This is a genomic window from Methylobacterium brachythecii (assembly GCF_014196345.1).
Classification (GTDB): Bacteria; Pseudomonadota; Alphaproteobacteria; order Rhizobiales; family Beijerinckiaceae; genus Methylobacterium; species Methylobacterium brachythecii.
Window position 1 is genome coordinate 636,253 of the sequence record NZ_JACIDN010000003.1, and the last position, 24,837, is coordinate 661,089.

28 protein-coding genes and 1 riboswitch are annotated in these 24,837 nt (G+C 68.4%); of the genes, 14 read left to right on the forward strand and 14 right to left on the reverse strand.

What is annotated here, in order from left to right; translation table 11 throughout:
- Positions 1 to 31 precede the first annotated feature (31 nt).
- The gene (locus GGR33_RS10715; RefSeq protein ID WP_183504779.1) at positions 32 to 226 is read left to right on the forward strand and encodes a PIN domain-containing protein; all 195 of its coding nucleotides are present in this window, start codon (positions 32 to 34) and stop codon (positions 224 to 226) included.
- Positions 227 to 246: 20 nt separating this feature from the next.
- On the opposite strand, the gene parE is transcribed toward GGR33_RS10715, so the two are convergent.
- Positions 247 to 2,289, reverse strand: a complete 2,043-nt coding sequence (gene parE, locus GGR33_RS10720) for a DNA topoisomerase IV subunit B (RefSeq protein WP_183504780.1) — start codon at positions 2,287 to 2,289, stop codon at positions 247 to 249.
- Positions 2,290 to 2,607: 318 nt separating this feature from the next.
- On the opposite strand from parE, the gene GGR33_RS10725 reads away from it, so the two are divergent.
- Complete coding sequence (locus GGR33_RS10725; RefSeq protein ID WP_183504782.1) at positions 2,608 to 2,802, forward strand: hypothetical protein; 195 nt, start codon at positions 2,608 to 2,610, stop codon at positions 2,800 to 2,802.
- 42 nt (positions 2,803 to 2,844) lie between these two features.
- Here GGR33_RS10725 and GGR33_RS10730 read toward each other — a convergent pair whose 3' ends face one another.
- The 6 genes from GGR33_RS10730 to GGR33_RS10755 all read right to left on the reverse strand — a co-directional run bounded on the left by GGR33_RS10730 (position 2,845) and on the right by GGR33_RS10755 (position 9,419).
- The gene (locus GGR33_RS10730) at positions 2,845 to 3,882 is read right to left on the reverse strand and encodes a threonine aldolase family protein (RefSeq protein ID WP_425488767.1); all 1,038 of its coding nucleotides are present in this window, start codon (positions 3,880 to 3,882) and stop codon (positions 2,845 to 2,847) included.
- 34 nt (positions 3,883 to 3,916) lie between these two features.
- A riboswitch (SAM-I-IV-variant riboswitch) is annotated at positions 3,917 to 4,019 on the reverse strand.
- Positions 4,020 to 4,110: 91 nt separating this feature from the next.
- The gene (topA, locus tag GGR33_RS10735) at positions 4,111 to 6,777 is read right to left on the reverse strand and encodes a type I DNA topoisomerase (RefSeq protein WP_183504794.1); all 2,667 of its coding nucleotides are present in this window, start codon (positions 6,775 to 6,777) and stop codon (positions 4,111 to 4,113) included.
- A gap of 147 nt (positions 6,778 to 6,924) precedes the next feature.
- Positions 6,925 to 7,311: a tautomerase family protein gene (locus GGR33_RS10740; RefSeq protein ID WP_183504796.1), complete on the reverse strand. Its 387-nt coding sequence runs from the start codon at positions 7,309 to 7,311 to the stop codon at positions 6,925 to 6,927.
- Positions 7,312 to 7,330: 19 nt separating this feature from the next.
- Positions 7,331 to 8,164, reverse strand: a complete 834-nt coding sequence (locus tag GGR33_RS10745; RefSeq protein WP_183504798.1) for a molybdopterin-binding protein — start codon at positions 8,162 to 8,164, stop codon at positions 7,331 to 7,333.
- Entirely contained in the window at positions 8,161 to 9,018 is an 858-nt protein-coding gene (locus GGR33_RS10750; protein ID WP_183505107.1) for a cytochrome b/b6 domain-containing protein, read from the reverse strand. Before GGR33_RS10750 ends, GGR33_RS10745 begins: the two co-directional genes overlap by 4 nt.
- A 107-nt stretch (positions 9,019 to 9,125) precedes the next feature.
- Positions 9,126 to 9,419: a hypothetical protein gene (locus GGR33_RS10755; RefSeq protein WP_183504799.1), complete on the reverse strand. Its 294-nt coding sequence runs from the start codon at positions 9,417 to 9,419 to the stop codon at positions 9,126 to 9,128.
- A gap of 233 nt (positions 9,420 to 9,652) precedes the next feature.
- Here GGR33_RS10755 and GGR33_RS10760 point away from each other — a divergent pair, with 233 nt between their 5' ends.
- From GGR33_RS10760 to dprA, 4 genes are read left to right on the forward strand one after another with little or no spacing between them, the layout of a single operon-like run.
- A complete protein-coding gene (locus tag GGR33_RS10760) occupies positions 9,653 to 10,603 on the forward strand; it encodes an aspartate carbamoyltransferase catalytic subunit (protein ID WP_183504801.1) in 951 nt (316 codons plus the stop codon).
- Between the two features lie 5 nt (positions 10,604 to 10,608).
- Positions 10,609 to 11,919, forward strand: coding sequence for a dihydroorotase (locus GGR33_RS10765; RefSeq protein ID WP_183504803.1), 1,311 nt, complete (start codon positions 10,609 to 10,611; stop codon positions 11,917 to 11,919).
- Complete coding sequence (plsY, locus tag GGR33_RS10770; protein WP_183504805.1) at positions 11,919 to 12,518, forward strand: glycerol-3-phosphate 1-O-acyltransferase PlsY; 600 nt, start codon at positions 11,919 to 11,921, stop codon at positions 12,516 to 12,518. Before GGR33_RS10765 ends, plsY begins: the two co-directional genes overlap by 1 nt.
- A gap of 31 nt (positions 12,519 to 12,549) precedes the next feature.
- Complete coding sequence (gene dprA, locus GGR33_RS10775) at positions 12,550 to 13,740, forward strand: DNA-processing protein DprA (RefSeq protein WP_183504812.1); 1,191 nt, start codon at positions 12,550 to 12,552, stop codon at positions 13,738 to 13,740.
- Positions 13,741 to 13,747: 7 nt separating this feature from the next.
- On the opposite strand, the gene GGR33_RS10780 is transcribed toward dprA, so the two are convergent.
- Entirely contained in the window at positions 13,748 to 14,425 is a 678-nt protein-coding gene (locus tag GGR33_RS10780) for a gamma-glutamylcyclotransferase (RefSeq protein ID WP_183504815.1), read from the reverse strand.
- Between the two features lie 161 nt (positions 14,426 to 14,586).
- Here GGR33_RS10780 and GGR33_RS10785 point away from each other — a divergent pair, with 161 nt between their 5' ends.
- The gene (locus GGR33_RS10785) at positions 14,587 to 15,258 is read left to right on the forward strand and encodes a DJ-1/PfpI family protein (protein ID WP_183504817.1); all 672 of its coding nucleotides are present in this window, start codon (positions 14,587 to 14,589) and stop codon (positions 15,256 to 15,258) included.
- Here the strand turns inward: GGR33_RS10785 and ruvX are convergent.
- On the reverse strand, positions 15,248 to 15,745 hold the full coding sequence (gene ruvX, locus GGR33_RS10790) for a Holliday junction resolvase RuvX (RefSeq protein ID WP_183504819.1): 498 nt from the start codon (positions 15,743 to 15,745) through the stop codon (positions 15,248 to 15,250). The two genes, GGR33_RS10785 and ruvX, sit on opposite strands and share 11 nt — an antisense overlap.
- Complete coding sequence (locus GGR33_RS10795) at positions 15,742 to 16,344, reverse strand: SMI1/KNR4 family protein (RefSeq protein ID WP_183504821.1); 603 nt, start codon at positions 16,342 to 16,344, stop codon at positions 15,742 to 15,744. Before GGR33_RS10795 ends, ruvX begins: the two co-directional genes overlap by 4 nt.
- A 164-nt stretch (positions 16,345 to 16,508) precedes the next feature.
- On the opposite strand from GGR33_RS10795, the gene GGR33_RS10800 reads away from it, so the two are divergent.
- The 4 genes from GGR33_RS10800 to GGR33_RS10815 all read left to right on the forward strand — a co-directional run bounded on the left by GGR33_RS10800 (position 16,509) and on the right by GGR33_RS10815 (position 19,074).
- A complete protein-coding gene (locus GGR33_RS10800; protein WP_183504823.1) occupies positions 16,509 to 16,703 on the forward strand; it encodes a hypothetical protein in 195 nt (64 codons plus the stop codon).
- 117 nt (positions 16,704 to 16,820) lie between these two features.
- Positions 16,821 to 17,108, forward strand: coding sequence for an Asp-tRNA(Asn)/Glu-tRNA(Gln) amidotransferase subunit GatC (gene gatC, locus GGR33_RS10805; protein ID WP_183504825.1), 288 nt, complete (start codon positions 16,821 to 16,823; stop codon positions 17,106 to 17,108).
- Positions 17,109 to 17,278: 170 nt separating this feature from the next.
- Positions 17,279 to 18,760, forward strand: coding sequence for an Asp-tRNA(Asn)/Glu-tRNA(Gln) amidotransferase subunit GatA (gatA, locus tag GGR33_RS10810; RefSeq protein ID WP_183504827.1), 1,482 nt, complete (start codon positions 17,279 to 17,281; stop codon positions 18,758 to 18,760).
- Positions 18,761 to 18,810: 50 nt separating this feature from the next.
- Positions 18,811 to 19,074, forward strand: a complete 264-nt coding sequence (locus GGR33_RS10815) for a hypothetical protein (RefSeq protein WP_183505109.1) — start codon at positions 18,811 to 18,813, stop codon at positions 19,072 to 19,074.
- 43 nt (positions 19,075 to 19,117) lie between these two features.
- Here the strand turns inward: GGR33_RS10815 and GGR33_RS10820 are convergent, their stop codons facing one another.
- From GGR33_RS10820 to GGR33_RS10830, 3 genes are read right to left on the reverse strand one after another with little or no spacing between them, the layout of a single operon-like run.
- Positions 19,118 to 19,726 carry a nucleotidyltransferase family protein gene (locus GGR33_RS10820; protein WP_183504829.1) on the reverse strand — a complete coding sequence of 203 codons (609 nt, stop codon included), beginning with the start codon at positions 19,724 to 19,726 and terminating at the stop codon, positions 19,118 to 19,120.
- Complete coding sequence (locus GGR33_RS10825) at positions 19,719 to 20,459, reverse strand: XdhC family protein (RefSeq protein ID WP_183504831.1); 741 nt, start codon at positions 20,457 to 20,459, stop codon at positions 19,719 to 19,721. The genes GGR33_RS10820 and GGR33_RS10825 overlap by 8 nt, the downstream gene beginning before the upstream one ends.
- 11 nt (positions 20,460 to 20,470) lie before the next feature.
- On the reverse strand, positions 20,471 to 20,794 hold the full coding sequence (locus tag GGR33_RS10830; RefSeq protein ID WP_183505111.1) for an XdhC family protein: 324 nt from the start codon (positions 20,792 to 20,794) through the stop codon (positions 20,471 to 20,473).
- 174 nt (positions 20,795 to 20,968) lie between these two features.
- Between GGR33_RS10830 and GGR33_RS10835 the strand changes: the two genes are divergently transcribed.
- The 3 genes from GGR33_RS10835 to GGR33_RS10845 all read left to right on the forward strand — a co-directional run bounded on the left by GGR33_RS10835 (position 20,969) and on the right by GGR33_RS10845 (position 24,553).
- Complete coding sequence (locus tag GGR33_RS10835) at positions 20,969 to 22,108, forward strand: branched-chain amino acid ABC transporter substrate-binding protein (protein WP_425488772.1); 1,140 nt, start codon at positions 20,969 to 20,971, stop codon at positions 22,106 to 22,108.
- 213 nt (positions 22,109 to 22,321) lie between these two features.
- Positions 22,322 to 22,597, forward strand: a complete 276-nt coding sequence (gene infA, locus GGR33_RS10840; protein ID WP_147081632.1) for a translation initiation factor IF-1 — start codon at positions 22,322 to 22,324, stop codon at positions 22,595 to 22,597.
- A gap of 147 nt (positions 22,598 to 22,744) precedes the next feature.
- Positions 22,745 to 24,553 carry a pyrroloquinoline quinone-dependent dehydrogenase gene (locus GGR33_RS10845; protein WP_183504835.1) on the forward strand — a complete coding sequence of 603 codons (1,809 nt, stop codon included), beginning with the start codon at positions 22,745 to 22,747 and terminating at the stop codon, positions 24,551 to 24,553.
- A 110-nt stretch (positions 24,554 to 24,663) separates the two neighbouring features.
- Here the strand turns inward: GGR33_RS10845 and GGR33_RS10850 are convergent, their stop codons facing one another.
- Positions 24,664 to 24,837, reverse strand: coding sequence for a hypothetical protein (locus GGR33_RS10850; protein WP_183504837.1), 174 nt, complete (start codon positions 24,835 to 24,837; stop codon positions 24,664 to 24,666).

Here is a 24,837-nt window from a genome sequence, read left to right on the forward strand (position 1 = left end):
CCTAGATCCTCGATAAGCCTAGCCGCTTGCGATGATCGAGCGGCAAGGGTTCGGCTTGCTCGGCATCGACCGAGCCCATCTCACGGAATTGACCGGCTTGCCACGTCATGCGGACCATCGCGATCCGTTCGACCATCTGCTCATCGCGCAGGCCATCGCGGAAGACGCGACGTTCCTGTCGGAGGATCAGATGACGCAGCGCTACCCGACGGTTCGGCTCGCCTAGTCTACGCCTATACGATCACTTCAAATATCCAACTCCGCCCCATCCGCGAACGCCGCGCGCTCCTGAATGAACGCAAACCGCGCCTCCGGCTTATTCCCCATCAGCCGCTCGACGGTGTCGCCGGTCGATTCCCGCGCCTCGTCCAGCACGGCGACGCGCAGAAGCGTGCGCTTCTTCGGGTCCATCGTGGTTTCCTTGAGCTGGGACGGGTTCATCTCGCCGAGGCCCTTGAAGCGGCTGATCTCGACCTTGCCGTTCTTGAACACCGTCTTCACCACCCGCTCGCGGTCGGCATCGTCGCGGGCATAGGCCGTCTTCGAGCCCTGCTGCAGCCGGTAGAGGGGCGGCATGGCGAGGTAGAGGTGCCCTTTGTCGATGAGCCGGGGCATCTGCCGGTAGAAGAAGGTGATCAAGAGCGAGGCGATGTGGGCGCCGTCGACGTCGGCGTCGGTCATGATGATCACGCGCTCGTAGCGCAGGTCCTGGTCCTTGAACCCCGAGCCGGTGCCGCAGCCGAGCGCCAGGGTCAGGTCGCCGATGAGCTGGTTGGCCGCGAGCTTGTCGCGCGTCGCCGAGGCGACGTTCAGGATCTTTCCGCGCAAGGGCAGGATGGCCTGGGTCTTGCGGTCGCGCGCCTGCTTGGCCGAGCCGCCGGCCGAGTCGCCCTCGACGATGAAGATCTCGGAATCGGTGGTGCCGGCATTGGAGCAATCGGCGAGCTTGCCGGGCAGGCGCAGCTTGCGCGTGGCGCTCTTGCGGGCGACCTCCTTCTCCTGGCGGCGGCGCAGGCGCTCGTCGCAGCGCTCGATCACCCAGTCGAGCAGCCGGTTGGCCTGGGCCGGGGAGGCGGCGAGCCAATGGTCGAAGGCGTCGCGGATCGCGGTCTCGACGATGCGCGAGGCCTCGACGGTGGCGAGCTTGTCCTTGGTCTGGCCCTGGAATTCCGGCTCGCGGATGAAGACCGAGAGCATGGAGGCGCAGGTCATCATCACGTCGTCCGTGGTGACGTTGGCCATGCGCTTGGATTGGTTCACCCGCTCGGCATGCTCGCGCAGAGCCCGGAGCAGGGCGACGCGCAGGCCGGATTCGTGGGTGCCGCCCTCCGGCGTCGGGATGGTGTTGCAGTAGGAGGACGAGACCCCGTCATCCTGCACCATCCAGGCGACCGCCCATTCGAGCGAGCCGTGGCCGCCGGGCTTGGTGATCTTGCCCGAAAACACCGCGTCGGTGACGAGCTCCTTGCCCTCGATCTCGCGGCCGAGATAGTCGCGCAGGCCGCCGGGGAACTTGTGCACGGCCTCGGCCGGCACGCCCTCCAGCCCCTCGACGAGGGACGGGGCGCAGCGCCAGCGGATCTCGACGCCGCCGAACAGGTAGGCCTTGGAGCGCGCCATCTTGAAGAGACGGCGCGGGTCGAAATGGTGCGCCCCAAAAATCTGCGCGTCGGGGTGGAAGCGGGTGCGCGTGCCGCGCCGGTTGTTGACGCGGCCGACCTCGACCAGCGGCCCCTGCGGCAGGCCGCGGGAGAAGGTCTGGCGGTAGAGGGTCTGGTTGCGGGCGACCTCGACCTCAAGCAGGTCGGAGAGGGCGTTCACCACCGAGATGCCGACGCCGTGCAGGCCGCCCGACGTCTCGTAGACCTTCGAGTCGAATTTTCCGCCGGCATGCAGCGTGGTCATGATGACCTCGAGCGCCGACTTGCCCGGGAATTTCGGGTGAGGGTCGATCGGGATGCCGCGGCCGTTGTCGGTGACGACGAGGCTGCCGCCTTCCTCGAGCTCCACCTCGATGAAGCTGGCATGGCCCGCCACCGCCTCGTCCATCGAGTTGTCGATCACCTCGGCGAAGAGGTGGTGCAGGGCGCGATCGTCCGTGCCGCCGATATACATGCCCGGCCGGCGCCGCACCGGCTCCAGCCCCTCCAGCACCTCGATCGAGGAGGCGTCGTAGCCGGCCTCTGCGCTCGCCGGCGGCACCACGATGGGCTTGCGGCGGGGCTCGGCGGGGTCCTTCGGCGCAGCCTTGGCTCCGGGACCGAACAGATCGCGCGCAGGATCACTCACGCGGCGGCTCCGAGCGGCTGGAAGGGGACGCGCAGCATTCGGCTTCATACCTCGTCATTACCGGAACAAACAGGAAACAGAAAGCCGTTTCCCGAGGGCCGGAGGCGGGGCACCATCGCATAGGGGCCGGGGGTGGTGCCAGTGATCGGCAGCAACGCCGGGCCGCCTTGTGACGGCCGTGTCACCGAACTGTCGGGCGAGCGTGGTTAAAATCGCGTCGCCTGCACTTTAGCGCCGGAACCGACCCCGACCTTTGCGCGTTGGTTCTCGAATGCTTAAGCTTGAGCGGCCGACTCGGCCGACAGGGAGACGCCTCCGATGACCACCGCCGCCGCCCAAGCGCGTCATCTCTCTCTCGTCCGCCTGGAGCAGGCCGCCGGCCAGGCCTTCGGGTGCGCCGAGGAGGTCGAGAAGGTCGTCGCCTCCCGCGCTATGACGCTGCTGACACCGACGACAATCACCATCGCTACCGTGGCGACGGCGGTGGCCGCGACGATCACGTATCTGGTCTGATTTCTCCGCCGTCATTGCGAGCGTAAGCGAAGCAATGACGGTTCAGGCACACGCGCGGATGTCCCGCGCCAGGGCATCCACCCGCTCGACCGCAGTATCCCAGGCGAACATGAACCGCGCTCCGCCGCCGATGAAGGTGTAGAAGCGCCAGCCCCTGGCCCGCAGCCCATCGAGCACATCCGGCGGGGCCGAGAGGAATACCGCGTTCGCCTCCACCGGGAAGATCGCGGCGATGCCCGGGACATCCGCCACCGCATCGACGAGCCGCCTTGCGCAGGCATTGGCGTGGCGCGCGTTGCGCAGCCAGGCGCCGTTCTCCAGCATTCCGACCCAGGGCGCGGAAAGGTAGCGCATCTTCGAGGCGAGCTGGCCAGCCTGCTTGCAGCGGTAGTCGAAGTCTTCCGCCAGCGCGCGTTCGAAGAAGAGAATCGCCTCGCCCACGGCCATGCCGTTCTTGGTGCCGCCGAAGCAGAGCACGTCGATTCCGGCCTTCCAGGTCAGCTCCGCGGGCGAGAGCTGCAGCGCGGCGCAGGCATTGGCGAAGCGGGCTCCGTCCATGTGCAGGCGCAGGCCGAGGCTACGGCAGGCCTCCGACAGCACCTGAAGCTGCGCGACCGAATAGACCCGGCCGGTCTCGGTGGACTGGGTGATCGTGACGGCGCGGGGCTTCGGGTAGTGGATGTCGCTGCGCCGCTCGGCCACCGCGCGCACGGAATCGGGTGTCAGCAGCCCGTCCGCGCTCGGGGCGACCAGCAGCTTCGAGCCGTTGGAGAAGAATTCGGGCGCGCCACATTCGTCCGTCTCGACATGGGCGCTCTCGGCACAGATCACGCTGTGGTAGCTCTGGCAGAGCGAGGCCAAGGCCATCGAGTTCGCCGCCGTGCCGTTGAAGGCGAAGAACACCTCGCAATCGGTCTCGAACAGCTCGCGAAACGCGTCGGAGGCCCGCTGCGTCCAGGCATCGGCGCCGTAGGCGGGCGCATGGCCGGCATTGGCGGCCTCCATCGCGGCCCAGGCCTCGGGACAGACGCCGGAATAATTGTCGCTGGCGAATTGCTGCTCGTTGAGGATGTCGGCCACGTTCGCTGTCCCGTTCGGATGAGCTGACGCGCGGCGAAGTCCCCTTGGTTGCCGGACCGGCCGCATCCCCTCGCGGGCGCCACCTTGCCGGGAGGGCAGGTTGGCGTTGAGCGTCGGCTCAACTCGTGATGCTGGAGGCGAAACTAGGCTGGTGGGGCAGGGGCGGCAAGCACCCATCCCACCCGCAACCTCACCCTGAGGTGTTGGGTGGGATGATACGTGTGGACCTCAGCTCGCGCTCTTCTTCGCAGCCGGCTTCTTGGCCGCGGCCTTCTTCGCGGGCGCCTTCTTGCCCGCTGCCGCCGTCTTGGCTGGAGCCTTCCGTCCGCGCGCCGGGGCCTTCTTGCCACCGCCACCGGAGGCGCGCTTGGCATTCACCAGATCGATCGCCTGGGCGAGCGTCAGCGAGTCCGAAGCCATCGTCTTCGGCAGCGTGGCGTTGACCTCGCCGTCGCTGACATAGGGGCCGTACTTGCCCGCCTTGACCACGAGGTCGCGACCGGACGCCTCGTCCTTGCCCAGCGCCCGGCCCGGATCGCTCGACGGCCGGCCGCGGCCGCCGCCCTGTTCCTTGGCGACGATCAGGTCGATGGCGCGGTTGCCACCGATCTCCAGCACGTCGTCGTCCTTGCCGAGATTGGCGTAGGTACGACCGTGCTGAACGTAGGGGCCATAGCGGCCGATGCTGGCGAGGATCGGCTCGCCGGTCTCGGGGTGCTTCGCTACCTCGCGGGGCAGCGCGAGCAGTCTCAGGGCGATCTCGAGCGTGACGTCGCCCGAGGACAGGCCCTTCGGTAGCGAGGAGCGCTTCGGCTTCTCGGCGTCCTTTTCCGCGGATTGCTCGCCGAGCTGGACGAAGGTGCCGAAGCGGCCGTCGCGCAGGGTCACCTGCAGGCCGGTCTTGGGATCGTCGCCGAGCACGCGCACGCCAGGCTGGCCGCCCTCCGAGGTGCCGTCGCCGTCGCCCTCGACGCCCGAGGTAGCGAGCTGGCGGGTGTACTTGCACTCCGGATAGTTCGAGCAACCGATGAAGGCGCCGTACTTGCCGAGCTTCAGCGAGAGCTGGCCCGAGCCGCAGGTCGGGCAGATGCGTGGGTTCGAGCCGTCGGCCTTCTCGGGGAAGATGTGCGGGCCGAGCAGCTCGTTGAGCGCCTCCAGCACCTCGGCGACGCGCAGCTCCTTGGTGCCGTCGATCGCCGCGGAAAAGTCGCGCCAGAAGTCGCGCAGCACCTGGCGCCAGTCGATTTCAGCATTCGAGACCCGGTCGAGCTGCTCTTCGAGATCGGCGGTGAAATCGTATTCGACGTAGCGCTTGAAGAAGCTCTCCAGGAAGCCGGTGACGAGGCGGCCCTTGTCCTCCGGCTGCAGGCGCTTCTTCTCGATCTTCACGTATTCGCGGTCGCGCAGCGTCTGCAGCACGGCAGCGTAGGTCGAGGGCCGGCCGATGCCGAGCTCCTCCATGCGTTTGACGAGGCTCGCTTCCGAGAAGCGCGGCGGCGGCTCGGTGAAGTGCTGGGTCGAGGCGATGCGCTCGCGCTTCAGCGGATCTCCCGCCTTCATCGGCGGCAGGCGCTTGCCCTCCTCGTCCTCCTCGTCGTCCTTGCCCTCCTGGTAGAGGGTGAGGAAGCCGTCGAACTTCACCACCTGTCCGGTGGCGCGCAGCTCGATGGCGCGCGGGCCGACCTTCGCAGTGATATCGACGGTGGTGCGCTCGAGCTCGGCCGATTCCATCTGGCTGGCGACGGTGCGCGTCCAGATCAGCTCGTAGAGCCGGGCCTGCTCGGGATCGAGCATACGCGCGACCTGTTTCGGCAGACGGCTCATCTCGGTCGGGCGCACGGCCTCGTGGGCCTCCTGCGCGTTCTTGGCCTTCACCGAGTATTTGCGCGGGACGTCCGGCACGTAGCGGTCGCCGTATTCCTTGCCGATCACGGAGCGAGCGTCGCGGATCGCCTCCGGCGCCATGTCGACGCCGTCGGTTCGCATGTAGGTGATGAGACCCACCGTCTCGCCGCCGATATCGATGCCCTCGTAGAGCCTTTGCGCCACCCGCATGGTCTGCGCCGGCGCCATACCGAGTTTTCGCGACGCTTCCTGTTGGAGCGTGGACGTCGTGAAGGGTGGGGCAGGGTGGCGCTTGGCGGGCTTGGCCTCGACCGAGGCCACCGCGAAGGTCGCGAGTTCGAGATCCTTCTTGAAGCGCGCGGCCTCTTCGCCGGTGCCGACGTCGAGGCGGGTGATCTTCTTGCCGTCCGCGCCGGTCAGCCGCGCATCGAACACGGCGCCCTCGGCGGTGGCGAGCGTGGCGACGAGCGACCAGTATTCGCGCGGCTTGAAGCGCTCGATCTCCATCTCGCGCTCGACGACGAGGCGGAGCGCAACCGACTGCACGCGTCCGGCCGACTTCGCACCGGGGAGCTTGCGCCACAGCACCGGCGAGAGATTGAAGCCGACGAGATAGTCGAGGGCCCGGCGCGCCAAGTAGGCGTCGACCAGCGCCTGATCGATCTGGCGGGGCTTTCGCATCGCCGCGTCGACGGAGGCCTTGGTGATGGCGTTGAAGGTGACGCGCTCGATCGGGATGCCCTTGAGCACCTTCTTGGCGGTCAGCGCCTCGACGACGTGCCAGGAAATCGCCTCGCCTTCGCGATCAGGGTCGGTCGCGAGGATGAGCTTCTCGGCGCCCTTGACCGCCTTGGCGATCTCCGAGACGCGCTGCGAACCCTTGTCCTGCAGCTCCCACAGCATCGCGAAGTCGGCTTCCGGATCGACCGAACCATCCTTGGGCGGCAAGTCGCGGATATGGCCGAACGAGGCCAGAACCTCGTAGTCCTTGCCGAGATACTTGTTGATCGTCTTGGCTTTGGCCGGCGACTCGACGACGACGACTTTCATATACCTCTGCCCCTGACGAAGCCTCGGCGCGACGACCTGTTTTTAGGAGTGGCGCAGATGCGCTCCCGGCAACGGCCGGGGCCTCGCGCCGGGGAGAAGTGGGTTAGGCCGCGCGGGTTGTCAAATCGCAGGCTTCGCGAGGGGCCGTCACTTCGGGGCGATCTGGGCCTCGCCCTCGCCGAACGACCAGTCGATGCGCTCGTTCTCGCGGATCGCGATCATGACGTCCTGGGGCCGGATGCCGCCACGCTGTTCGAGGTTCGCAACGATGGTCCGGTAGAGGGTGCGCTTCTGCGTATCGGTCCGTCCGCTCCGCATCAGGATTTCGACGATGATCGCCTCGGACGAACGCGACACGCCGAGATAGCCGGGGTCGATCCGCAGCATGTGAGCCTGATGCTCGGTGAGCACCTGGAAGACATCGTCCGGCGGCACGTCGATCGTGGCGATCATCGCATCCTGGATCGCGTCCGACAGCATCTGCGCGAAGGCAGAGTCCTTGCCGGTGGGGATCGCGATGCGGACGAGGGGCATGTCGGCCTCCAGCCTTGGCTCAGATTCCGGCGTACCACTCGTAGCCGTTGTCTTCCCAATAGCCGCCATTGCCCTGGCCGACATGGGCGAGGGTGTCGGCCACCTCGATACGCATGATGTATTTGGCCTGTTTGTAGCCGAGCTGGCGCTCGACGCGCAGCCGCAAGGGCGCACCATTGGAGACCGGCAACGGCTTGCCGTTCATGTCGTAGGCGAGGATGGTCTGCGGGTGGAAGGCATCGGTGAGATCGATGCTCTCGTAATAGCGGATCGGCTTGCCGGTAGGCGCATCGCCGTCGGTCTGCTCGTCGGCGGAATCGGCGCTCGCATATTCCATCGTGTCGGCGCAGTGAAACACGATGTAGCGCGCCTGGGGCTTGAGGGCCGCCTTGTTGAGTACCTCGGCAAGCGGCACGCCCGTCCACTTGCCGATGGCGCTCCAGCCCTCGACGCAATCGTGCCGGGTGATCTGCGTTCGCGTCGGCAGCACGCGCAAGTCCTCGAGGGACAGTTCGAGCGGATGCTCGACGAGTCCGTCGACCCTCAGCTTGAAGGCCGAGAACTGGTTGGCGGCCAAAGCCTTGTAGGGCTTGTCTTCCGGATCGACCGTCCCGTTCGGCTTGAACCAGGTCGAGATGTCCGCGTCGGAGAACTCGCGGGCCATGGAGGTGGGCTTGAGCAGGAGGCGCTGGACGTAGAGGTTCGCGTCCTCCCCGACCTTCAGGGTTCGGGTGCCCCACGCGCTCTCGGCGATCCGATCGCAGCCGCCGAGGGAGGCGGTGCCGAAAAGGCCAGCCACGCCCGTGAGGAAACCGCGGCGATGGGGGGAGGGGATGGCGAGGCGGCGCTTCATCGGCTAGCTCCCGTCTCGGCGTGCTTGTCGGGCTCGATCGTGTACCAGCCGGTCACCATCGAGCGCATGTTGTTCCAGAGCCCGGAGACGATCACCAGGAGAACGTGCACGATCACGAACAGGACCAGCAGGTTCACGGTGATGAAGTGGATCGTGCGGGCCGACTGGCGACCGCCGAACACGTCGAGGATGAAGGGGAAAGCCGCGTTGACGCCCGGCGACATGCCGAGACCGGTCAGGAGCATCAGCGGCAGCAGCACCAGCACAACGACGAGGTAGGTCAGCTTCTGCAGGACGTTGTAGCGCCGCGCCTCCTCGCCCTTCGGAAAGCGGAGCAGGAGGTGCTCGCGGATCGACGCCCCGAAGTGACGGATCTGGTCACCATCCGGGACGATGCGACGCCGCAATTGGCCGCTGCCGATCCCGTAGAGCAGGTAAATCAGGCCGTTGATCACGAAGGCCCAGGCGAACAGGAAGTGCCAGCGCCGGCCCGTGGCGAGGTTCTGGCTGGCCGGCAGAGTGATCCAGGCCGGAAAAGCGCGGGCGGCCGATTCGCCCCGATAGGTCGAGAGCCCGAGCCATCCGGTGGTGTCGAAGGTTCGACCGCCGATCTGAACCACGCCGCGCGAGGCGCCGCTATCGGTCTGGTCGTCGGTAATCGCGAGGGCCGGGCTGTCGAAAGTCGACTTGGAGCCCCAGTAGAGCGCCGGATGCGCGTTGAAGATCTGCAGGCCGCTCATCAAGAGCACGGCGAGACAGACCACGTTGATCCAATGGGCGACCCGGATGACCAGCGGATGCCGGAACGTCCATTGGCGGGCAGCCTTGCCGGGAGGCTCGGTCGCGACGGGCATCTGACTGGTCGCCAAGGCTGGGCCTCCCATCCGCTGCAACGAAGACCGCCCGCCCGGTCGGACCGGACGGGCAGCATGGATGCCATACGTTCGAGCGAGGCGGAAAGTTACATTCCGTCGTCGGCACCGCCGGCCGCACCGGGAGCGCCGCGCTCCATGCCGGGATCCTGGTTCATGCGCCCATTCGAGTGCATCTTCTTGCTCTTCATGGACTTCTTCATCTTCTTCTTGCTGGCGGTGGTGCGCTTCATCGGCCGCTGTTCCTGGCCCATGTCGTCGCCCATCTGGCCCTGCTCCATGCCGGGTTGACCCTGCGGCTGCATGCCCTGCGCCATGGCGACCGAGGACAAGCCGAGGCCGAGCGAAATGGCGCTGGCGGTGGCGAGAAGTCGAATGTTCATACTGTACCTTTCCGGTTTCGCGGGGCTGCAAACGGCGCGTTGAAGCATCGCGTGAAGTGGCCCGCCGGACACCGGCACAGATGGGTTTAGCCGACGATCCTTCAACTTTTTTTCGATCCGCGGGCTTTTCAGAGAGAAAAACCTTTGCAGTTCAGGACGATGGAGAAGGGATTTTCTGTCGGGCCAATCGCCTTGCTGCCCTGGGCCGCGACGCCTATAGCCATCGCCTCAACATGACGCCCGCCGCATCCCCGCCGAGCTTTCCCCACCGCCATCTCCTCGGCATCGAGGGGCTGTCGCGACTCGATATCGAGGGATTGCTCGATCAGGCCGAGTCGGCGGTCTCGCTCTCGCGGCAAGTCGAGAAGAAGCGCAACGTCCTGCGCGGCCGCACCCAGATCAACCTGTTCTTCGAGCCCTCGACCCGAACGCAATCCTCGTTTGAACTGGCCGGCAAGCGCCTTGGCGCCGACGTGATGAACATGTCGGTGGCCTCGTCCTCGGTGAAGAAGGGCGAGACGCTGATCGACACCGCGGCGACGCTGAACGCCATGCGGCCAGACATCATCGTCGTGCGCCATCACGCCGCCGGCGCAGTGCATCTGCTTGCCCGCAAGGTCGATTGCGCTGTGGTCAATGCCGGCGACGGCGCCCACGAGCACCCGACCCAGGCACTCCTCGACGCGCTCACCATCCGCCGCAACAAGGGCCGGATCGAGGGCCTCACCGTCGCGATCTGCGGCGACGTCCTGCATTCGCGCGTCGCCCGCTCGAACATCATCCTGCTCCAGGCGCTCGGCGCTCGCGTGCGGGTGATCGGCCCCTCGAACCTTCTCCCGCCCGGCATCGAGCGCTTCGGCGTCGAGGTCTTCACGCAGATGCGGGAAGGCCTGAAGGACTGCGACATCGTCATGATGCTGCGCCTGCAGCGCGAGCGCATGCACGGCTCCTTCGTGCCGAGCGTGAAGGAGTACTTTCGCTATTACGGCCTCGACACCGACAAGCTGGCTCTCGCCAGCCCCGGCGCCCTCGTCATGCATCCCGGCCCGATGAACCGCGGCGTCGAGATCTCTTCGGAGATCGCGGATGGAGCGCAATCGCTGATCCGCGAGCAGGTCGAGATGGGCGTTGCGGTACGGATGGCCGTGCTCGAAGCGCTGGCGACGCATCTGCCGAACGGGTGACACGGATGGCCCAGCGTCCCGCTCTCCTTACCAGCGCCCGCCTGCTCGACCCCGCGACCGGTCGCGAGGGCCCCGGCTCGGTCCTCGTCGTAGACGGCCGCATTGCCGACGTGGCCTGGGGCTCGACGCCGGGCGTGCCGGAGGAATGCGAACGGATCGAATGCGGCCATTCGGTCCTGACCCCCGGCCTGATCGATCTGCGCGCCTTCGTCGGCGAGCCCGGCGCCGAGCATCGCGAGACGCTCGCCTCGGCGAGCGCCGCCGCTGCGGCCGGCGGCGTCACGACCCTGGTCTGCATGCCCGACACCAACCCGGTGATCGACGGCGCGCCGATCGTCGACTTCGTGCTGCGCCGGGCGCGCGACACGGCGAGCGTCAACGTGCTGCCCGCCGCCGCCATCACCAAGGGGCTGGCCGGCAAAGAGATGACCGAGTTCGGCCTGCTCCAGGAGGCCGGCGCCGTCGCCTTCACGGACGGTCTCAAGGCGGTGACCAACGCCCAGCTCATGCGCCGCGCCCTGACCTATGCCCGCGATTTCGGCGCGCTGCTGATGCAGCATGTCGAGGAGCCCGATCTCGTAGGCGACGGCGTGATGAATGAGGGCGAGATGGCCTCGCGACTCGGCCTGCACGGCATCCCGCGCGAGGCCGAGACGGTGATGCTGGAGCGCGATATCCGCCTCGTGCGCCTCACCGGCGCGCGCTACCATGCGGCGATGATCTCCTGCGCCGACTCGGTGGAGATTGTCCGCAGGGCCAAGCAGGACGGCCTGCCGGTGACCTGCGGCGTCTCCGTGAACAACCTCGTGCTGAACGAGGGCGACATCGGCCACTACCGCACATTCTGCAAGCTCTCGCCGCCGCTCCGCAGCGAGGCAGACCGGCACGCCGTCATCGCGGCCCTGAACGAAGGCGTGATCGACGTCATCGTCTCCGATCACAACCCGCAGGACGTCGAGACCAAGCGGTTGCCCTTTGCCGAGGCCGCCGACGGCGCGCTCGGTATCGAGACGCTGCTCGGTGCCGCGCTCCGGCTCGTCCATACCGGCGAAGTCGAGCTCGCGCGGTTGCTTGCGGCCCTGTCGGCAAATCCCGCCAAGCTCCTCGGCCGCGAGGCAGGGCGCCTCGTCCCCGGCGCCCCGGCCGACCTCGTGCTGATCGATACCGACGTGCCCTACGTGCTGGACAAGCGCCAGCTGAAGTCGCGCTCCAAGAACTCGCCCTTCGACGAGGCCCGATTGCAGGGCGCAGCGATGATGACGCTGGTCGGCGGCCGCATCGTCCATCGCTCCGACCTCTTCTCGGACGGCGCCTGATGATTGAAGCCGGCTGGCCCCTCATCCTCGCCGGCCTCGCGTTCGGCTATCTGTGCGGTTCGATCCCCTTCGGCTTGATCCTCACCAAATTCGCCGGGCTCGGCGACGTTCGGGCCATCGGCTCCGGCAATATCGGCGCGACCAACGTCCTGCGCACGGGCCGCAAGGGCCTCGCCGCCGCGACGCTCCTGCTCGACGCCCTGAAGGGCACGGTGCCGGTGCTGATCGCCGGGCAGTGGGGTGAGGGGCCGGCGTTGGCCGCCGGGCTCGGCGCCTTCCTCGGCCACCTGTTTCCGGTCTGGCTCGGCTTCAAGGGAGGCAAGGGCGTCGCGACCTTCCTCGGCGTGCTGCTGGCACTGAGCCCGCTGGCGCTCCTCGCCTTTGCCGCGATCTGGCTCGGCCTCGCCTTCGCGTTGAAATATTCCTCGCTCTCCGCACTCGCCGCCTCGGCCGCGACGCCGCTGATCCTGTGGGCACTCGGACATCCGCAGGTTGCGCTGCTGTTCCTCGTGCTGGCCGCGCTGCTATGGTGGAAGCACACGCCCAACATCCGCCGGCTGATCGCCGGGACGGAGGGGCGGATCGGGCAGAAGGGCTGAATTCGCCGCCTCTCCCGCATGGAGGGGCCAGATGCAGCTCACCGACGCGCAGCGCCTCGATTGGCTGCGCCTGATCCGCACCGACAGCGTCGGCCCCCGCACGTTTCGCAATCTGGTCAACCGGTTCGGCGGAGCCTCCGGCGCGCTCGACGCGCTGCCGGCGATCACCGGACGCGCCGGCAAGCGGGTGACGCCGCCCTCGAAAGCCGAGATCGAGCGTGAGATGGCCGCCGCCGCGCGCCTCGGCGTGCGTTTCGTCGCCACCGGCGAGGACGCTTATCCACGAAGCCTGCAGGCCACCGATGCCGCCCCGCCGCTGATCGCCGTGCGCGGCAACCTCGATGCCCTGGCGCGGCCGTCCCTGGCCATCGTCGGCTCCCGCAACGCATCGGCAGCCGGGCTGACCTTCACGGAGCGGCTGGCGCGCGGACTCGGCGAAGCGGGCCTCGTCGTCGTCTCGGGTCTCGCGCGCGGCATCGATGCCAGCGCGCACAAGGCCTCGTTGACCACCGGGACGATCGCCGTGCTGGCGGGTGGGCATGACCGGATCTATCCGGCCAACCATGCCGCCCTGGTCGAGAGCATCCTGGAGGCGGGCGGGGCACTCGTCGCCGAGATGCCGATGGGCTGGGAGCCGCGCGGGCGCGATTTCCCGAGGCGCAACCGTATCATCTCGGGGCTCGGGCTCGGCACGCTGGTGGTGGAGGCGGCGCGGCGCTCGGGCTCGCTGATCACCGCCCGTTACGCGCTGGAGCAGGGGCGGGAGGTTTTCGCGGTGCCGGGCTCGCCGCTCGATCCGCGCGCGGAAGGCACCAACGACCTGATCCGGCAGGGCGCTACCCTGGTGGCGGAGGTCGAGCACATCCTCTCGGCGATCGCTCCGCTGCTCGAGCGGGGCGATCCTTTCGGGGCAGGGCAGCCGTTCAGCCTCATCCGCCAGGCGCTGGAAGAGCAGCCCGACTTCTGGGACGAGATCGACCTCGACGGAACGAGCCCGGCCAGCCCGGACACGTTCTCTGATCCCGCCACCGAGATCGCGCCGCCGCTCGACGACCGCGTCCGGCTGCTCTCGTTCCTCAGCCCGACGCCGATCGGCACCGACGAACTCTCGCGCGCCGCCGGCCTGTCGGTGCGCATCGTCCAGACGGCTCTGCTCGAACTCGAACTCGACGGCCGCGTCGAGCGGCACGGCAACGGCGCGGTCTCACTCTCCGCTCGATGAGAGCCACTCAGCCCCGCAAGCGATCGGCGACCAGCGCCTGCAAACGCCACAGATGCGGGTCGCGGATCCCGAGTCCGGCGCAGGCAACGACGGTGTGGAACAGGTATTCGGCGCTGGGCCCGAGATGCCCGCATCCGGTGGCGATGATGTCGGCGATCGCCGCTTCGTCGAGGCGGCCGGTAAAGCGGTCGCTGGCGCGGTTCACGACGAAGGTCAGGGCCGTGACCGGCCCCTCGTCCGTGGCCACCACGACCCAACGGCCTTCGTAGCCGCGGCCCTTCATCTCCCGGCGCCAGACCGGCATCAGCGTCGCGTGGGGGTCGCGGCCGTCGAGCCGGAAGGCGACGCCGCGGCACGATCCGCCCCGCTCCAGCGCCAGGACGACACCGGGCTTGCGCGGCGAACCGCGGAAACGGCGCTGCAGCAGGCAGAAGCGACGGTGCCAGCCGTGGACGCGCCCGATCCGCTGCTCGGCCACCGCGAATTCCGGATTCCACATCAAGGAACCGTAGGCGAAGACCCAAAGCGACTCCGAGGCGGCCGACCGGGCGGCGAGCGCCTGGGCCAGCCCCGGAGCGAGCTCCGTATCGGTCATCACCTGCAGAGCCGTCTCGTCGTCGGCCACGGGATCGGGATGGGCGCGGGCGATCAGTTCGGCGGTGAGGGCGAGGGATCGCGACGTCATCGCCCGATTCTCCACCCCATGACGCCGCTGGCAAGGGCTCGACCGACAGGCTGACAGTCGCCTCCCGTGCATGGCTGCCGGGCGGAGGACGAGCGGGCCTGCGGCGGGCGGATGGGCTATGCCTGCAACATCCTGCCATTTCGGAAGCGAAGTCGACGCCCTTGACCCTCCAGATCGGCCTCCTGACGTTCCCCAAAGTCCAGCAGCTGGACCTCACCGGCCCCTATGAGGTTTTCGCCCTGCTGCCCGACGTCGAGGTGCACCTCGTCGCCAAGTCACTGACACCGGTAACGAGTTCGACCGGGATGGTGATCACGCCGACCGCGACCTTCGCGGATTGCCCGCGGCTCGACGTGATCTGCGTGCCGGGCGGCTCCGGCATCAACACGCTCCTCACCGACGAGCCGACCCTCGAATTCATCCGGCGGCAGGCCGAGACCGCCCGCTACGTAACGTCGGTCTGCACCGGCGCACTGGTGCTCGGCGCCGCCGGCCTGCTGAAGGGCCGCAAGGCGACGACGCATTGGGGCGCGCACGACCTGCTCTCCGCCTTCGGCGCGATCCCGACCCAGGGCCGCGTGGTGCAGGATGGCAACATCGTGACCGGCGGTGGCGTGACGGCCGGCATCGATTTCGCGCTGACGCTGATCGCCGAACTCGTCAACGACGACGCGGCGCGGGCGATCCAGCTCCACCTAGAATACGCTCCGGCGCCGCCCTTCGAATCCGGCACCCCGGAGCGGGCGCGTCCCGGCATCGTCGCCGCGGTGAAGGACAAGCTGGCAGCCAGCCGCCGCGAGCGCGAGGCGGTGATCGCGCGGATCACGCGCTAGCGGCATCCTCGGCGTCTAGGGTGATCGCTTCCCGCATGATGTCGAGAAACGCCTGCAGGATGTAGGCTGCGGCGAGCTTGTCCACGAGTTCGCCGCGCCGGGCTCGCGAAGCATCCGCCTCGATCAACATCCGGTTGACCACGGCGCTCGACAGGCGCTCGTCCTGAAAGAACACCGGCAGCGGCAGGATCGGCTTCAGGTTGCGTACGAAGCTGCGGGTGGACTGAACCCGCGGTCCCTCCGACCCATCCATGTTGAGCGGCAGGCCGATCACGAGGCCGCCGACCCGGTGTTGATCACACAGCTCCGCTAGGCGTCCGGCATCGGGCGTGAACTTCACGCGCCGGATCGTCTCCAAAGGTGAGGCGATCTGCCGGCCGATATCGGACAGCGCCAGCCCGATCGTCTTGGTGCCGAGGTCGAGCCCCATCAGCCGCGGCGCGCCGGACGAAGCCTCGACGAAGCCCGCGATCTCGTCCCGGTTCACGCCTCGAGATCTCCCGTCGGAGCCTCGAGCGCCAGCCGAGCGAGCGCCGCCTCGTCATCGCCCTCGAACAGCGACGGCAGGGGGGCGTCGGCCCCGCCGAGGATGTGCAGGATCTCCGCGCCCTGGAGCCCGCGTACCAGCGCGAGCAGGTCGGTCCCGCCGAAATGGATCGTCTCGAGATCCGCGTCGAGCGCCCAGATCTCGTACTCGCCGACACCCGGCGTCACGTCCCAGAACAGGAAGCTGCCCCCGGTGGTCTCACCGAAGAAGGCGGCGCGCTCCATCAGGGCAGCGTCGGCATCGCCCTCGATGGTGAAGCGGTGCGGCTCGTCTCGCGTGAGGGGATTTTCGGAGAGGCTGTCGATCGCCACGGCGACGCTGTGGGCGACGACATGCGCGCGCGTCACGATGTCGGCGGAGGGCACGGAGACCGGCGTGGCGATGCGAAGCTGACCGCCGATGCGGCCCGCCCCGCATTCCTGCGCGAAGGCCCGGTACGAGGCCGGAAGCGCGAAGCCGAGTTCGGCTTCGGCGCGTGATAGGTCCGCCTCGGTCGAGAGCAGGCCCGGCCGGAATTCAGCGAAGACGCCCTGCCACATGATCGGCCTCCCGGAATGGCGCGGATCGAGCCTCGGCTTACGTCTGCCGCCGCCGGGTTGTCCACCGGCCCGTTCACCATCGCGAAGAATTGGGCTGCGCCAAATGGATCAAGCCCGGCTATATGGAGTTAACGATCTGTTAACCCTCCCCAGCCGGGCCACCGATGACCGTTTCCAGCCGCTGCGTGCTCGACGAACGCCCGACCGCCGCGCGAACGGTCGGATTGACGCGCAAGCACGTGCTGATGCTGGCGCTCGCCATCGAGGTCCTGGCCTTCGGTGCCAGCCGTGCCGACCGCTACCAGCGCCCGGCAGTCGTGGTCGACCAGCCCGCCACCATCGGACACGCGATCGTCTGACCGCCGGCCAGGCCGGGCGGCCGACCGCGGCGTTGCTCGCCCGCGAAACCCGATGCTATAGCCCCGCCGACCCGCGGCCTCTCGGCCCGCGACGGGATTTTGCACGGCAAGGACGCGATGTCGGTCGACGAGAAGACGGTGCGGCGCATCGCGCATCTGGCGCGCATCGCAGTCGCGGACGAGGACGTGGCGCCGCTCCAGGGCGAGCTGAACGCGATCCTCGCTTTCGTCGAGCAGTTGAACGAGGTCGATGTCGAGGGTGTCCAGCCGATGACCTCGGTCACCCCGATGGTCATGAAGAAGCGCGTCGACACGGTGACCGAGGGCGGCCGCGCGGCCGACATCGTCGCGAATGCGCCCGACACCGAGGACAACTACTTCCTGGTGCCGAAGGTCGTCGAGTAGCTCAGCCTTTCCAGCGGAACACCTTCCCTCCCCCTTGCGGGGAGGGATAGAGGGTGGGGGTGGTTCCGCATGCGCCGACGGTTTCAAGCGGCACCACCCCCACCTCCTTCCTCCTCCCCGCAAGGGGCAGGAGAGTGCCCCGGCAAAGGGCGCGACCAGCTGGATCGGGAATGACGGCACTCAACGAACTCACCCTGGCCGAGGCCCGTGACGGGCTGATCGCGAAAAGGTTCTCGGCGCGCGAGATCGCGCAGGCCCATATCGATGCGCTGGAAAAGGCGAGGGCGCTCAACGCCTATCTCGTCGAGACGCCCGATCGTGCGCTCGCGATGGCCGATGCCAGCGACGAGAAAATCGCCAAGGGCGAGGCGCGGCCGCTCGAAGGCCTGCCGCTCGGCATCAAGGACCTGTTCTGCACGCAGGGCGTCCACACCACCGCCGGCTCCAAAATCCTCGAAGGCTTCGAGCCGCATTACGAGTCGAACGTCTCGACCCAGCTCTGGCGGGACGGCGCCGTGATGCTGGGCAAGCTCAACCTGGACGAGTTCGCCATGGGCTCGTCGAACGAGACCAGCGCCTATGGCGACGTGGTCTCGCCCTGGCGCCGCAACGGGTCGGACGCCAAACTCGTCCCCGGCGGTTCGTCCGGCGGCTCCTCCGCTGCGGTCGCCGCGCATCTCTGCCTGGGCGCCACCGCCACGGATACCGGCGGCTCGATCCGCCAGCCCGCCGCCTTCACCGGCACGGTCGGCATCAAGCCGACCTATGGCCGCTGCTCGCGCTGGGGCATCGTCGCCTACGCCTCGTCCCTCGACCAGGCTGGCCCGATCGCCCGCACCACGCGCGATTGCGCGATCCTGCTCGGCTCCATGGCCGGCCACGATCCGCGCGATACGACCTCGGTCGACATGCCCGTGCCGGATTTCGAGGCCGCCATCTCGCGCGGCGTGAAGGGCCTGACCATCGGCATCCCGCGGGAATACCGCGTTGACGGAATGTCGCCGGAGATCCTGAAGCTCTGGGACCAGGGCGCGGAATGGCTGAAGGCCGCCGGCGCGACGATCAAGGAGATCTCGCTGCCGCACACCAAGTACGCCCTGCCGGCCTACTACATCGTCGCCCCGGCCGAGGCCTCCTCGAACCTCGCGCGCTACGACGGCGTCCGCTACGGCCTGCGCGTGCCCGGCAAGGACATCGCCGGGATGTACGAGAACACCCGCGCCGCCGGCTTCGGCCGCGAGGTCCGCCGCCGCATCATGATCGGCACCTACGTGCTCTCGGCCGGCTATTACGACGCCTATTACGTCCGCGCCCAGCGCATCCGCACGCTGATCAAGCGCGACTTCGAAGAGGCTTACGCCGCCGGCGTCGACGCCATCCTGACGCCGGCCACCCCGTCGGCCGCCTTCGGCATCGGCGAGAAGGCGAGCGCCGACCCGGTCGAGATGTACCTCAACGACGTGTTCACGGTGACGGTGAACATGGCCGGCCTGCCGGGCATCTCGGTGCCGGCTGGCCTCGACGCGCAGGGCCTGCCGCTCGGCCTGCAGCTGATCGGGCGTCCCTTCGACGAGGAGACGCTGTTCGCCGCCTCGCAGGTGATCGAGGAATCGGCCGGGCGCGTAAGCCTGCCCAAGGCGTGGTGGGCGTGACCCCCGCCGAGCATCTCTCCGTCCCGGTCTATCCCTTCGTCGTCTGGATCATGGCGGCGTTCGATCCGGTTCTGATCGGCGTGTCGGCCTATCTCGGCTGGAAGGCCGACCAGTTCGGCAAGTTGTTCATCGCGGCGATTGCCGGGCTCGCCGTGTCGGTGCTGTTCTCGTGGGCGGTGACCGCCATCGGCATCCCCTGGCCGGCACCGATCAGCCACGACGGGCCGACCTTCTTTCCGGTGCGGATCGTGGCGGCGTTCTTGTGGGCGCTGGCGGGATACGGGGCGCGCCGGGTGATCAAGCGGCGCTCATAGGGCAGGCTCGCGCCCCCGCTCGGGCCGCCGCGAGAAGAGGCGATCAACGCGAGACGCGGTGCGGCGCGCTTGCCAGCGCCTCCGGCGTATCGACGTCGAAGGCCACGCTCTGATCCATGGCGATCTCCAGCACGTCGCCGCGCCCCGCGAGCAACAGCCCGGCGCCGCGATCGCCGGCAAGGGCCGCCAGTTCGTCGGTAAGCCGATCGAGATCGAGCAGCACGGGATTGCCCCGCCGCCCGTCGGCAACCGGCACGACGGCGCTCGGCCGGGGACTGGCCTGCCGATAAGCCTCCACGAGCGCATCGACGTGGCCAGCCGAAATCCGCGGCATGTCTCCGAGCAGGACGATCGCGGCATCGGTACCGGCCGGCAGAGCCGCGAGGCCGGCGCGCAGCGAGGTCGAGAGCCCGGCGGCGTGGTCCGGATTGTCGATGAGATGCAAGTTGAGCCCATCGAGGGCAGCACCGACGGCAGCGGCATGAGCGCCGAGGACGACGACGACCGGCCGCGCCGAGGAAGCCAAAGCCGCCCGCGCCACGTGCCAGACCAGCGGCTCACCCTCCAGCAGGGCCAGCAGTTTCGGCTCGGGCCCGAACCGCGTGCCCCGGCCGGCGGCGAGGATCACCGCGCCGACGCGAGGCTCAGTCATCAATGTCGTGGCGCATGCAGTCGGCGCGCTCGCCCTTCGCCTTGCCGCGGATGCGATCCCGGCGGAGCGTCGCGACCACTTCGGCGAGGATCGAGACGGCGATCTCGGCCGGCGTGACGGCGCCGATGTCGAGGCCGATCGGGCCATGGATCCGGGCAGTGTCCTCGGGGCCGAGGCCACCCTCGTGCAGGCGATCGAGACGGCGTGCATGCGATTTCCGCGAGCCCAGCGCGCCGACGTAGAAGCACTCCGCCTTCAGCGCCGCGGTCAAAGCCGGATCGTCGATCTTCGGATCGTGGGTCAGCGCGGCGAGGGCCGTGTAGCGATCGAGCGGCGCGAGGCGGGCGAAGGCGTCATCCGGCCACTCGGCCAGGAGCGTGACGTCCGGGAACCGCTCCGGCGTCGCGAAGGCGGTGCGCGGATCGATCACGGTGACGTCGAGTTCCAGCGCGGCCGCCATCGGGCAGAGCGCCTGCGAGATGTGAACCGCACCGACCACCAGCAGCCGCACCGGCGGCACTTGGACCGTCAGGAAAAACGAGCGCCCCTCCGCCTCGACGATCCCGCTCTTGCCGCTCAAGAGCCGCTCGCGCAGCACTTCGGCCAGCGGATCGCGGTCAATTTCGGTCTCCAGCACGAGGCGTTGCGTGCCGTCGCCGGTATCGGTGACGAGGATCGCAGGGCGGCGCGCCTCGCGCTCGGCATTCAGGGCGGCGAGATGGTCGAGCTTCATCGCGGTCTGCCTCAGTCGACCCGCTCGACGAAGACGCGAATGCGGCCGCCGCATGAGAGCCCGGCTCGCCAGGCAGTCTCGTCGGCGACGCCGAATTCGAGCACGCGGGAGCCGCCATTCTCGATCACGTCGAGGCTCTCTGCGATCACGTCTCCCTCGACGCAGCCCCCGGAGACGGAGCCGAGGAAATTGCCGTCGCGCTCGATCACGAGGTGGCTGCCGACGGGGCGGGGCGCGGAGCCCCAGGTTTCGATCACGGTAGCCAAGGCGACGCCACGGCCCTCGCGCCGCCACGCTTCGGCCTCGCGCAGGATGGTCTGGTCGGTGGCGAGCATCGTGTTCGTCTCCAAGGGAATCTCCCGGCTCACCGCGGATTGAGACCGTCCAAATCAGGTAGGCATGCGCCCGCATTTCGCAATGCAAAATCGAACTCAGCTTCCGGCCGGTGCCGCCCGGGGCTATGACGGAGCCGATGGGCCAGGGTGCTGGCGCTCCCCGAGACGGCAGGCATGACGGCGATGAGGCGGCTTCGCACGCTCGCGGCTTTGGCCCTGCTGGCTTGGCCGGCCTTGGCTGCGGCAGCGCCCGCGCCGATCCGGATCGGCCTCGCCGCGCCGCTCACGGGTCCGGATGCCGGCTTCGGGCAGGGCATGCAGGCCGGCGCGGAGCAGGCGGTCGCCGACATCAACCGCGGCGGCGGCGTCAACGGGCAGCGGCTCCAGCTCATCGTGCGGGACGATGCGGGCGACCCGAAACAGGCCGCGACCGTCGCCAGGAGCTTCGCCACGGACGGCGTGACGCTCGTCGTCGGGCACCTGAACGCGGGCACAAGCGCCGCCACCCTCGCGATCTACGAGGATGCCGGCATCCTCGCCATCACCCCCGGCGCCACCTGGGCGTCCCTGACGGCGCGCGGCGCCTGGAACGTGTTTCGCGCCTGCGGCAGCGATGCGCAGCAGGGCGCGATCGCCGGCACCTGGCTGGCGGAGCGCTTTCCCGGAAAGCCCATTGCGCTAGTCAACGACAAGACCACCTTCGGCCGCGGCCTCGCCGACGAAGCGGCGCGGGCGCTAAAGGAGCGCGGTGGGCGCGAAGCCTTGTTCGAGGGGATCAGCCGGGGCGACAAGGATTTCTCGGGCCTAGTCGCACGGATGAAGGCCGCGAAGGTCGATGCGGTCTATTTCGGCGGCCTGGCCGCGGAGGCGGCGCTGCTCGTGCGCGCCATGCGTGACGGCGGCTTCGTGGGAGCCTTCGTCGGCAGCGACGGCATCCTGGACAAGGACTTCGCACAGGCTGCCGGCCCGGGCGCCGAGGGGACGCTGATGACGCTGGCTCCCGACCCCCGCAGGCTCCCCGATCCGCCGCGCGATCGCAGGGCGGCCCCGTCGCGATCACCCGAGGCGGAGGCGTTCGCGGCACGGTCCTATGCGGCCGTGGAGGTTCTGAAGGGGGCGATCGAGGCCACGAAATCCGCCGATCCGCGCCGGATCGCCGATCTCCTCCACGGCGGCCGCGCGATGCGCACGCTCCTCGGCGAGATGACCTTCGATGCGAGGGGCGACCTGACGAGTTCGCCTTACGCCCTCGTCGTCTGGCGCAGGACGCCGGACGGCCGCATCGACTATGCAGGGAATGAGGTCGCGCGCTGATCTCGCCGCCCTTTTCGGGCGTTGGCCGGTCGATAAGTCGCCGTCGGCGGCAGCGATAGGTTGCACGCACGGTGCGCGAAGACTAGATCACCCTTTCGCTCGTTCTGGCTGCGCCTCCACGGATCGGACCCGCACGGTCGAGTGTTTTACGGCAGTGATGATTTCGATGCAGCCGATGCGCCCGTGACGGCGATCCGGCCGGAGACAGGTTGAATGGCGAAAGAAGAATTGATGCAGTTCGACGGTCTCGTGATCGAGATCCTTCCGGACGCGCGCTACCGCGTGCAGCTCGACCAGGGGCACGAGATCGTCGCCTACACCGCCGGCAAGATGAAGAAGAACCGCATCAAGACCCTGGCGGGCGACCGCGTCACCGTCGAGATGTCGCCCTACGACCTCGAAAAGGGCCGCCTCGTGTTCCGCCACAAGGACGAGCGCGCCTCCGGCCCGCGTCCGCCGCAGCGTGGCCAGCAGTTCCGCCGCCGCTGATCAGCACCATCGATCCGGCCGCCGAGGACCGTGGTGGCCGAAAGTTATGATTGACCCGCGGCAGTCGCCGCGGATGATCGCGCCGAAGCGGCGCGTTTCGGCCCGGATCGGGCAGGCGCTCCAAGCCGCAACAGGGAGAGCGCCTTCGTGTCACGCCTCGCCGACCGCCTCGCAGGTCTCTTCGCCGCCATCCTGCTTCTGAGCGCTCCCGTCGTCGCCGCACCCGTCGACGATGCCCGGCTCGTCGGCGCGGACAAGGACACGTCCGACTGGCTGCTGCCGGGCCGAGACTACGCCGATCGCCGCTTCTCGCCGCTCGACGCGATCGATACGGGCAACGTCAAGACGCTCGTCCCGAAGTGGATATACCAGACCGGCACGGCGGCGACATTCCAGACGACGCCGCTGGTCGCTGACGGGGTGATGTACGTCTCGGCTCCGTTCTCGCACGTCATGGCGGTGGACGCTCGGACCGGCCGCGAGCTCTGGCGCTACGAGCACAAGGCCCGCACGAAAAAGCTCTGCTGCGGCCCGGCCAATCGCGGTGTGGCGCTGGGCTATGGCAAGGTCTTCGTTGCCACCGTCGATGCGCGGCTCATCGCTCTCGACCAGACGACCGGAAAGGTCTCCTGGGACATTCCGCTCGCCGACGCCTCCGAGCCCGAAGGCCCGAGCGAGGATCGCAGCGCGCTGACCGGCTCCGACCCGGCCCTCAAGGGCAAGGTCTCGGGCGCGACCGGACTCGGCGCAAATTCGGCGCCGCTGGTCTTCGACGGCAAGGTGATCATCGGCATCACCGGCGTCGGCTATGGCCTGCATCTCGACAGCGACCGGCCGGGCGCTCCCCTCGGCGCCGTCATCGGCGTGGCCGGACGCTACGGCCGCCCCGGTTTCCTTGCCGCCTTCGATGCGCAGACGGGCAAGCTCGCTTGGCAGTTCGACACGACGCGTCAGGATTGGGAAGGCAGCTTCGTCAATCAGACCGATTACGGCGTGCCGATGCATCGCGACATCGCGGCCGAGAAGGCCGCGGTGACCGAGCACAAGGATGCCTGGCGCTACGGCGGCGGCTCGATCTGGCACGCGCCGGCCCTCGACCCGCAGACCGGCCTGCTGTTCTTCGGGATCGGCAACCCATCGCCGCAGGCCGCCGGCGAGAGCCGGCCGGGCGACAACCTCTACACCTCGTCCCTCGTCGCGCTGGAGGCGAAGACCGGCAAGATCGTTTGGCATTACCAGCAGGTGCCGCACGACCTCTGGGGCTACGACGTCGCCAGCCCTCCCGTCCTGTTCGACCTCGATATCGGCGGCAAGTCGACGCCGGTCGTCGGCCAGGCCAGCAAGGTCGGCTGGTACTTCGTCCACGACCGGGCGACGGGCAAGCTGCTCTTCAAGTCCGAGCCCTTCGTGCCGCAGACCAACCTGTTCCAGCAGCCGAGCCTGGAGGGCACGGTGATCGCGCCGGGCGTGGGCGGCGGCGTGAACTGGTCGCCGACTTCGGTCGATGCCGAAAAGGGCGTCGTCTACCTCGCCGCCATGCATTGGCCGTCGACCTATCGGGCGCAGGTGCTGCCGCAGGTCGATGGCAAGCCGCCGGTCCACTATTTCAACATCGAGCCGGCGACCGCGGGCCAGTACGGCCTGCTCTCCGCCATCGACCTGAAGGCGCAGGGAAAGATCCTCTGGCAGCAGAAGACGCCGGACCCGCTCGTCGGCGGCGTGCTCGCCACCAAGGGCGGTCTCGTCTTCAACGGCGAGGGCAACGGCGACTTCGCGGCCTACGATGCGAAGAGCGGCGAGAAACTGTGGCGCTTCAATTGCGGAGCCGGCGTCAACGCGCCGCCGATCTCGTTCGCCCTCGACGGCAAGCAGTACGTGGCCGTCGCGGCCGGCGGCAGTCAGATCTGGGGCTTTCGCCAGGGCGGCGCAGTGATCGTGTTCGGGCTGCCGGATTGAAGAGCCTTGCCGTCATTGCGAGCGCAGCGAAGCAATCCAGGGCCGCACCCGCGACGTCAGTGCGTTGGCTCTGGATTGCTTCGCTTCGCTCGCGATGACGAAGCGGGCTCTCAAGCGACGCAGGTGAGCACGATGTAGGGCCATTTCGGCCGGCAAGTCTCGGCCTTGGCCGGCGCCTCGGTGCGCGCCAACTCGCGCTTGCTCGTCGCTGCTTGTGCCATCGGAATCGAGACGGTCCCAGCCAAGACCAACGCTGCGACGGTGACTTTCAAACTCTTGTTCAT

Excerpts from the sequence above, each read along its gene's own strand:
- GGR33_RS10715 (WP_183504779.1), top strand. The coding sequence starts at position 32 with ATGATCGAGCGGCAAGGGTTCGGCTTGCTCGGCATCGACCGAGCCCAT.
- GGR33_RS10725 (WP_183504782.1), top strand. The coding sequence starts at position 2,608 with ATGACCACCGCCGCCGCCCAAGCGCGTCATCTCTCTCTCGTCCGCCTG.
- topA (WP_183504794.1), bottom strand. The coding sequence starts at position 6,777 with ATGAAAGTCGTCGTCGTCGAGTCGCCGGCCAAAGCCAAGACGATCAAC.
- GGR33_RS10740 (WP_183504796.1), bottom strand. The coding sequence starts at position 7,311 with ATGCCCCTCGTCCGCATCGCGATCCCCACCGGCAAGGACTCTGCCTTC.
- GGR33_RS10745 (WP_183504798.1), bottom strand. The coding sequence starts at position 8,164 with ATGAAGCGCCGCCTCGCCATCCCCTCCCCCCATCGCCGCGGTTTCCTC.
- GGR33_RS10750 (WP_183505107.1), bottom strand. The coding sequence starts at position 9,018 with ATGCCCGTCGCGACCGAGCCTCCCGGCAAGGCTGCCCGCCAATGGACG.
- GGR33_RS10755 (WP_183504799.1), bottom strand. The coding sequence starts at position 9,419 with ATGAACATTCGACTTCTCGCCACCGCCAGCGCCATTTCGCTCGGCCTC.
- GGR33_RS10760 (WP_183504801.1), top strand. The coding sequence starts at position 9,653 with ATGACGCCCGCCGCATCCCCGCCGAGCTTTCCCCACCGCCATCTCCTC.
- GGR33_RS10765 (WP_183504803.1), top strand. The coding sequence starts at position 10,609 with ATGGCCCAGCGTCCCGCTCTCCTTACCAGCGCCCGCCTGCTCGACCCC.
- plsY (WP_183504805.1), top strand. The coding sequence starts at position 11,919 with ATGATTGAAGCCGGCTGGCCCCTCATCCTCGCCGGCCTCGCGTTCGGC.
- dprA (WP_183504812.1), top strand. The coding sequence starts at position 12,550 with ATGCAGCTCACCGACGCGCAGCGCCTCGATTGGCTGCGCCTGATCCGC.
- GGR33_RS10780 (WP_183504815.1), bottom strand. The coding sequence starts at position 14,425 with ATGACGTCGCGATCCCTCGCCCTCACCGCCGAACTGATCGCCCGCGCC.
- GGR33_RS10795 (WP_183504821.1), bottom strand. The coding sequence starts at position 16,344 with ATGTGGCAGGGCGTCTTCGCTGAATTCCGGCCGGGCCTGCTCTCGACC.
- GGR33_RS10800 (WP_183504823.1), top strand. The coding sequence starts at position 16,509 with ATGACCGTTTCCAGCCGCTGCGTGCTCGACGAACGCCCGACCGCCGCG.
- gatC (WP_183504825.1), top strand. The coding sequence starts at position 16,821 with ATGTCGGTCGACGAGAAGACGGTGCGGCGCATCGCGCATCTGGCGCGC.
- gatA (WP_183504827.1), top strand. The coding sequence starts at position 17,279 with ATGACGGCACTCAACGAACTCACCCTGGCCGAGGCCCGTGACGGGCTG.
- GGR33_RS10815 (WP_183505109.1), top strand. The coding sequence starts at position 18,811 with ATGGCGGCGTTCGATCCGGTTCTGATCGGCGTGTCGGCCTATCTCGGC.
- GGR33_RS10820 (WP_183504829.1), bottom strand. The coding sequence starts at position 19,726 with ATGACTGAGCCTCGCGTCGGCGCGGTGATCCTCGCCGCCGGCCGGGGC.
- GGR33_RS10825 (WP_183504831.1), bottom strand. The coding sequence starts at position 20,459 with ATGAAGCTCGACCATCTCGCCGCCCTGAATGCCGAGCGCGAGGCGCGC.
- GGR33_RS10830 (WP_183505111.1), bottom strand. The coding sequence starts at position 20,794 with ATGCTCGCCACCGACCAGACCATCCTGCGCGAGGCCGAAGCGTGGCGG.
- GGR33_RS10835 (WP_425488772.1), top strand. The coding sequence starts at position 20,969 with ATGACGGCGATGAGGCGGCTTCGCACGCTCGCGGCTTTGGCCCTGCTG.
- infA (WP_147081632.1), top strand. The coding sequence starts at position 22,322 with ATGGCGAAAGAAGAATTGATGCAGTTCGACGGTCTCGTGATCGAGATC.
- GGR33_RS10850 (WP_183504837.1), bottom strand. The coding sequence starts at position 24,837 with ATGAACAAGAGTTTGAAAGTCACCGTCGCAGCGTTGGTCTTGGCTGGG.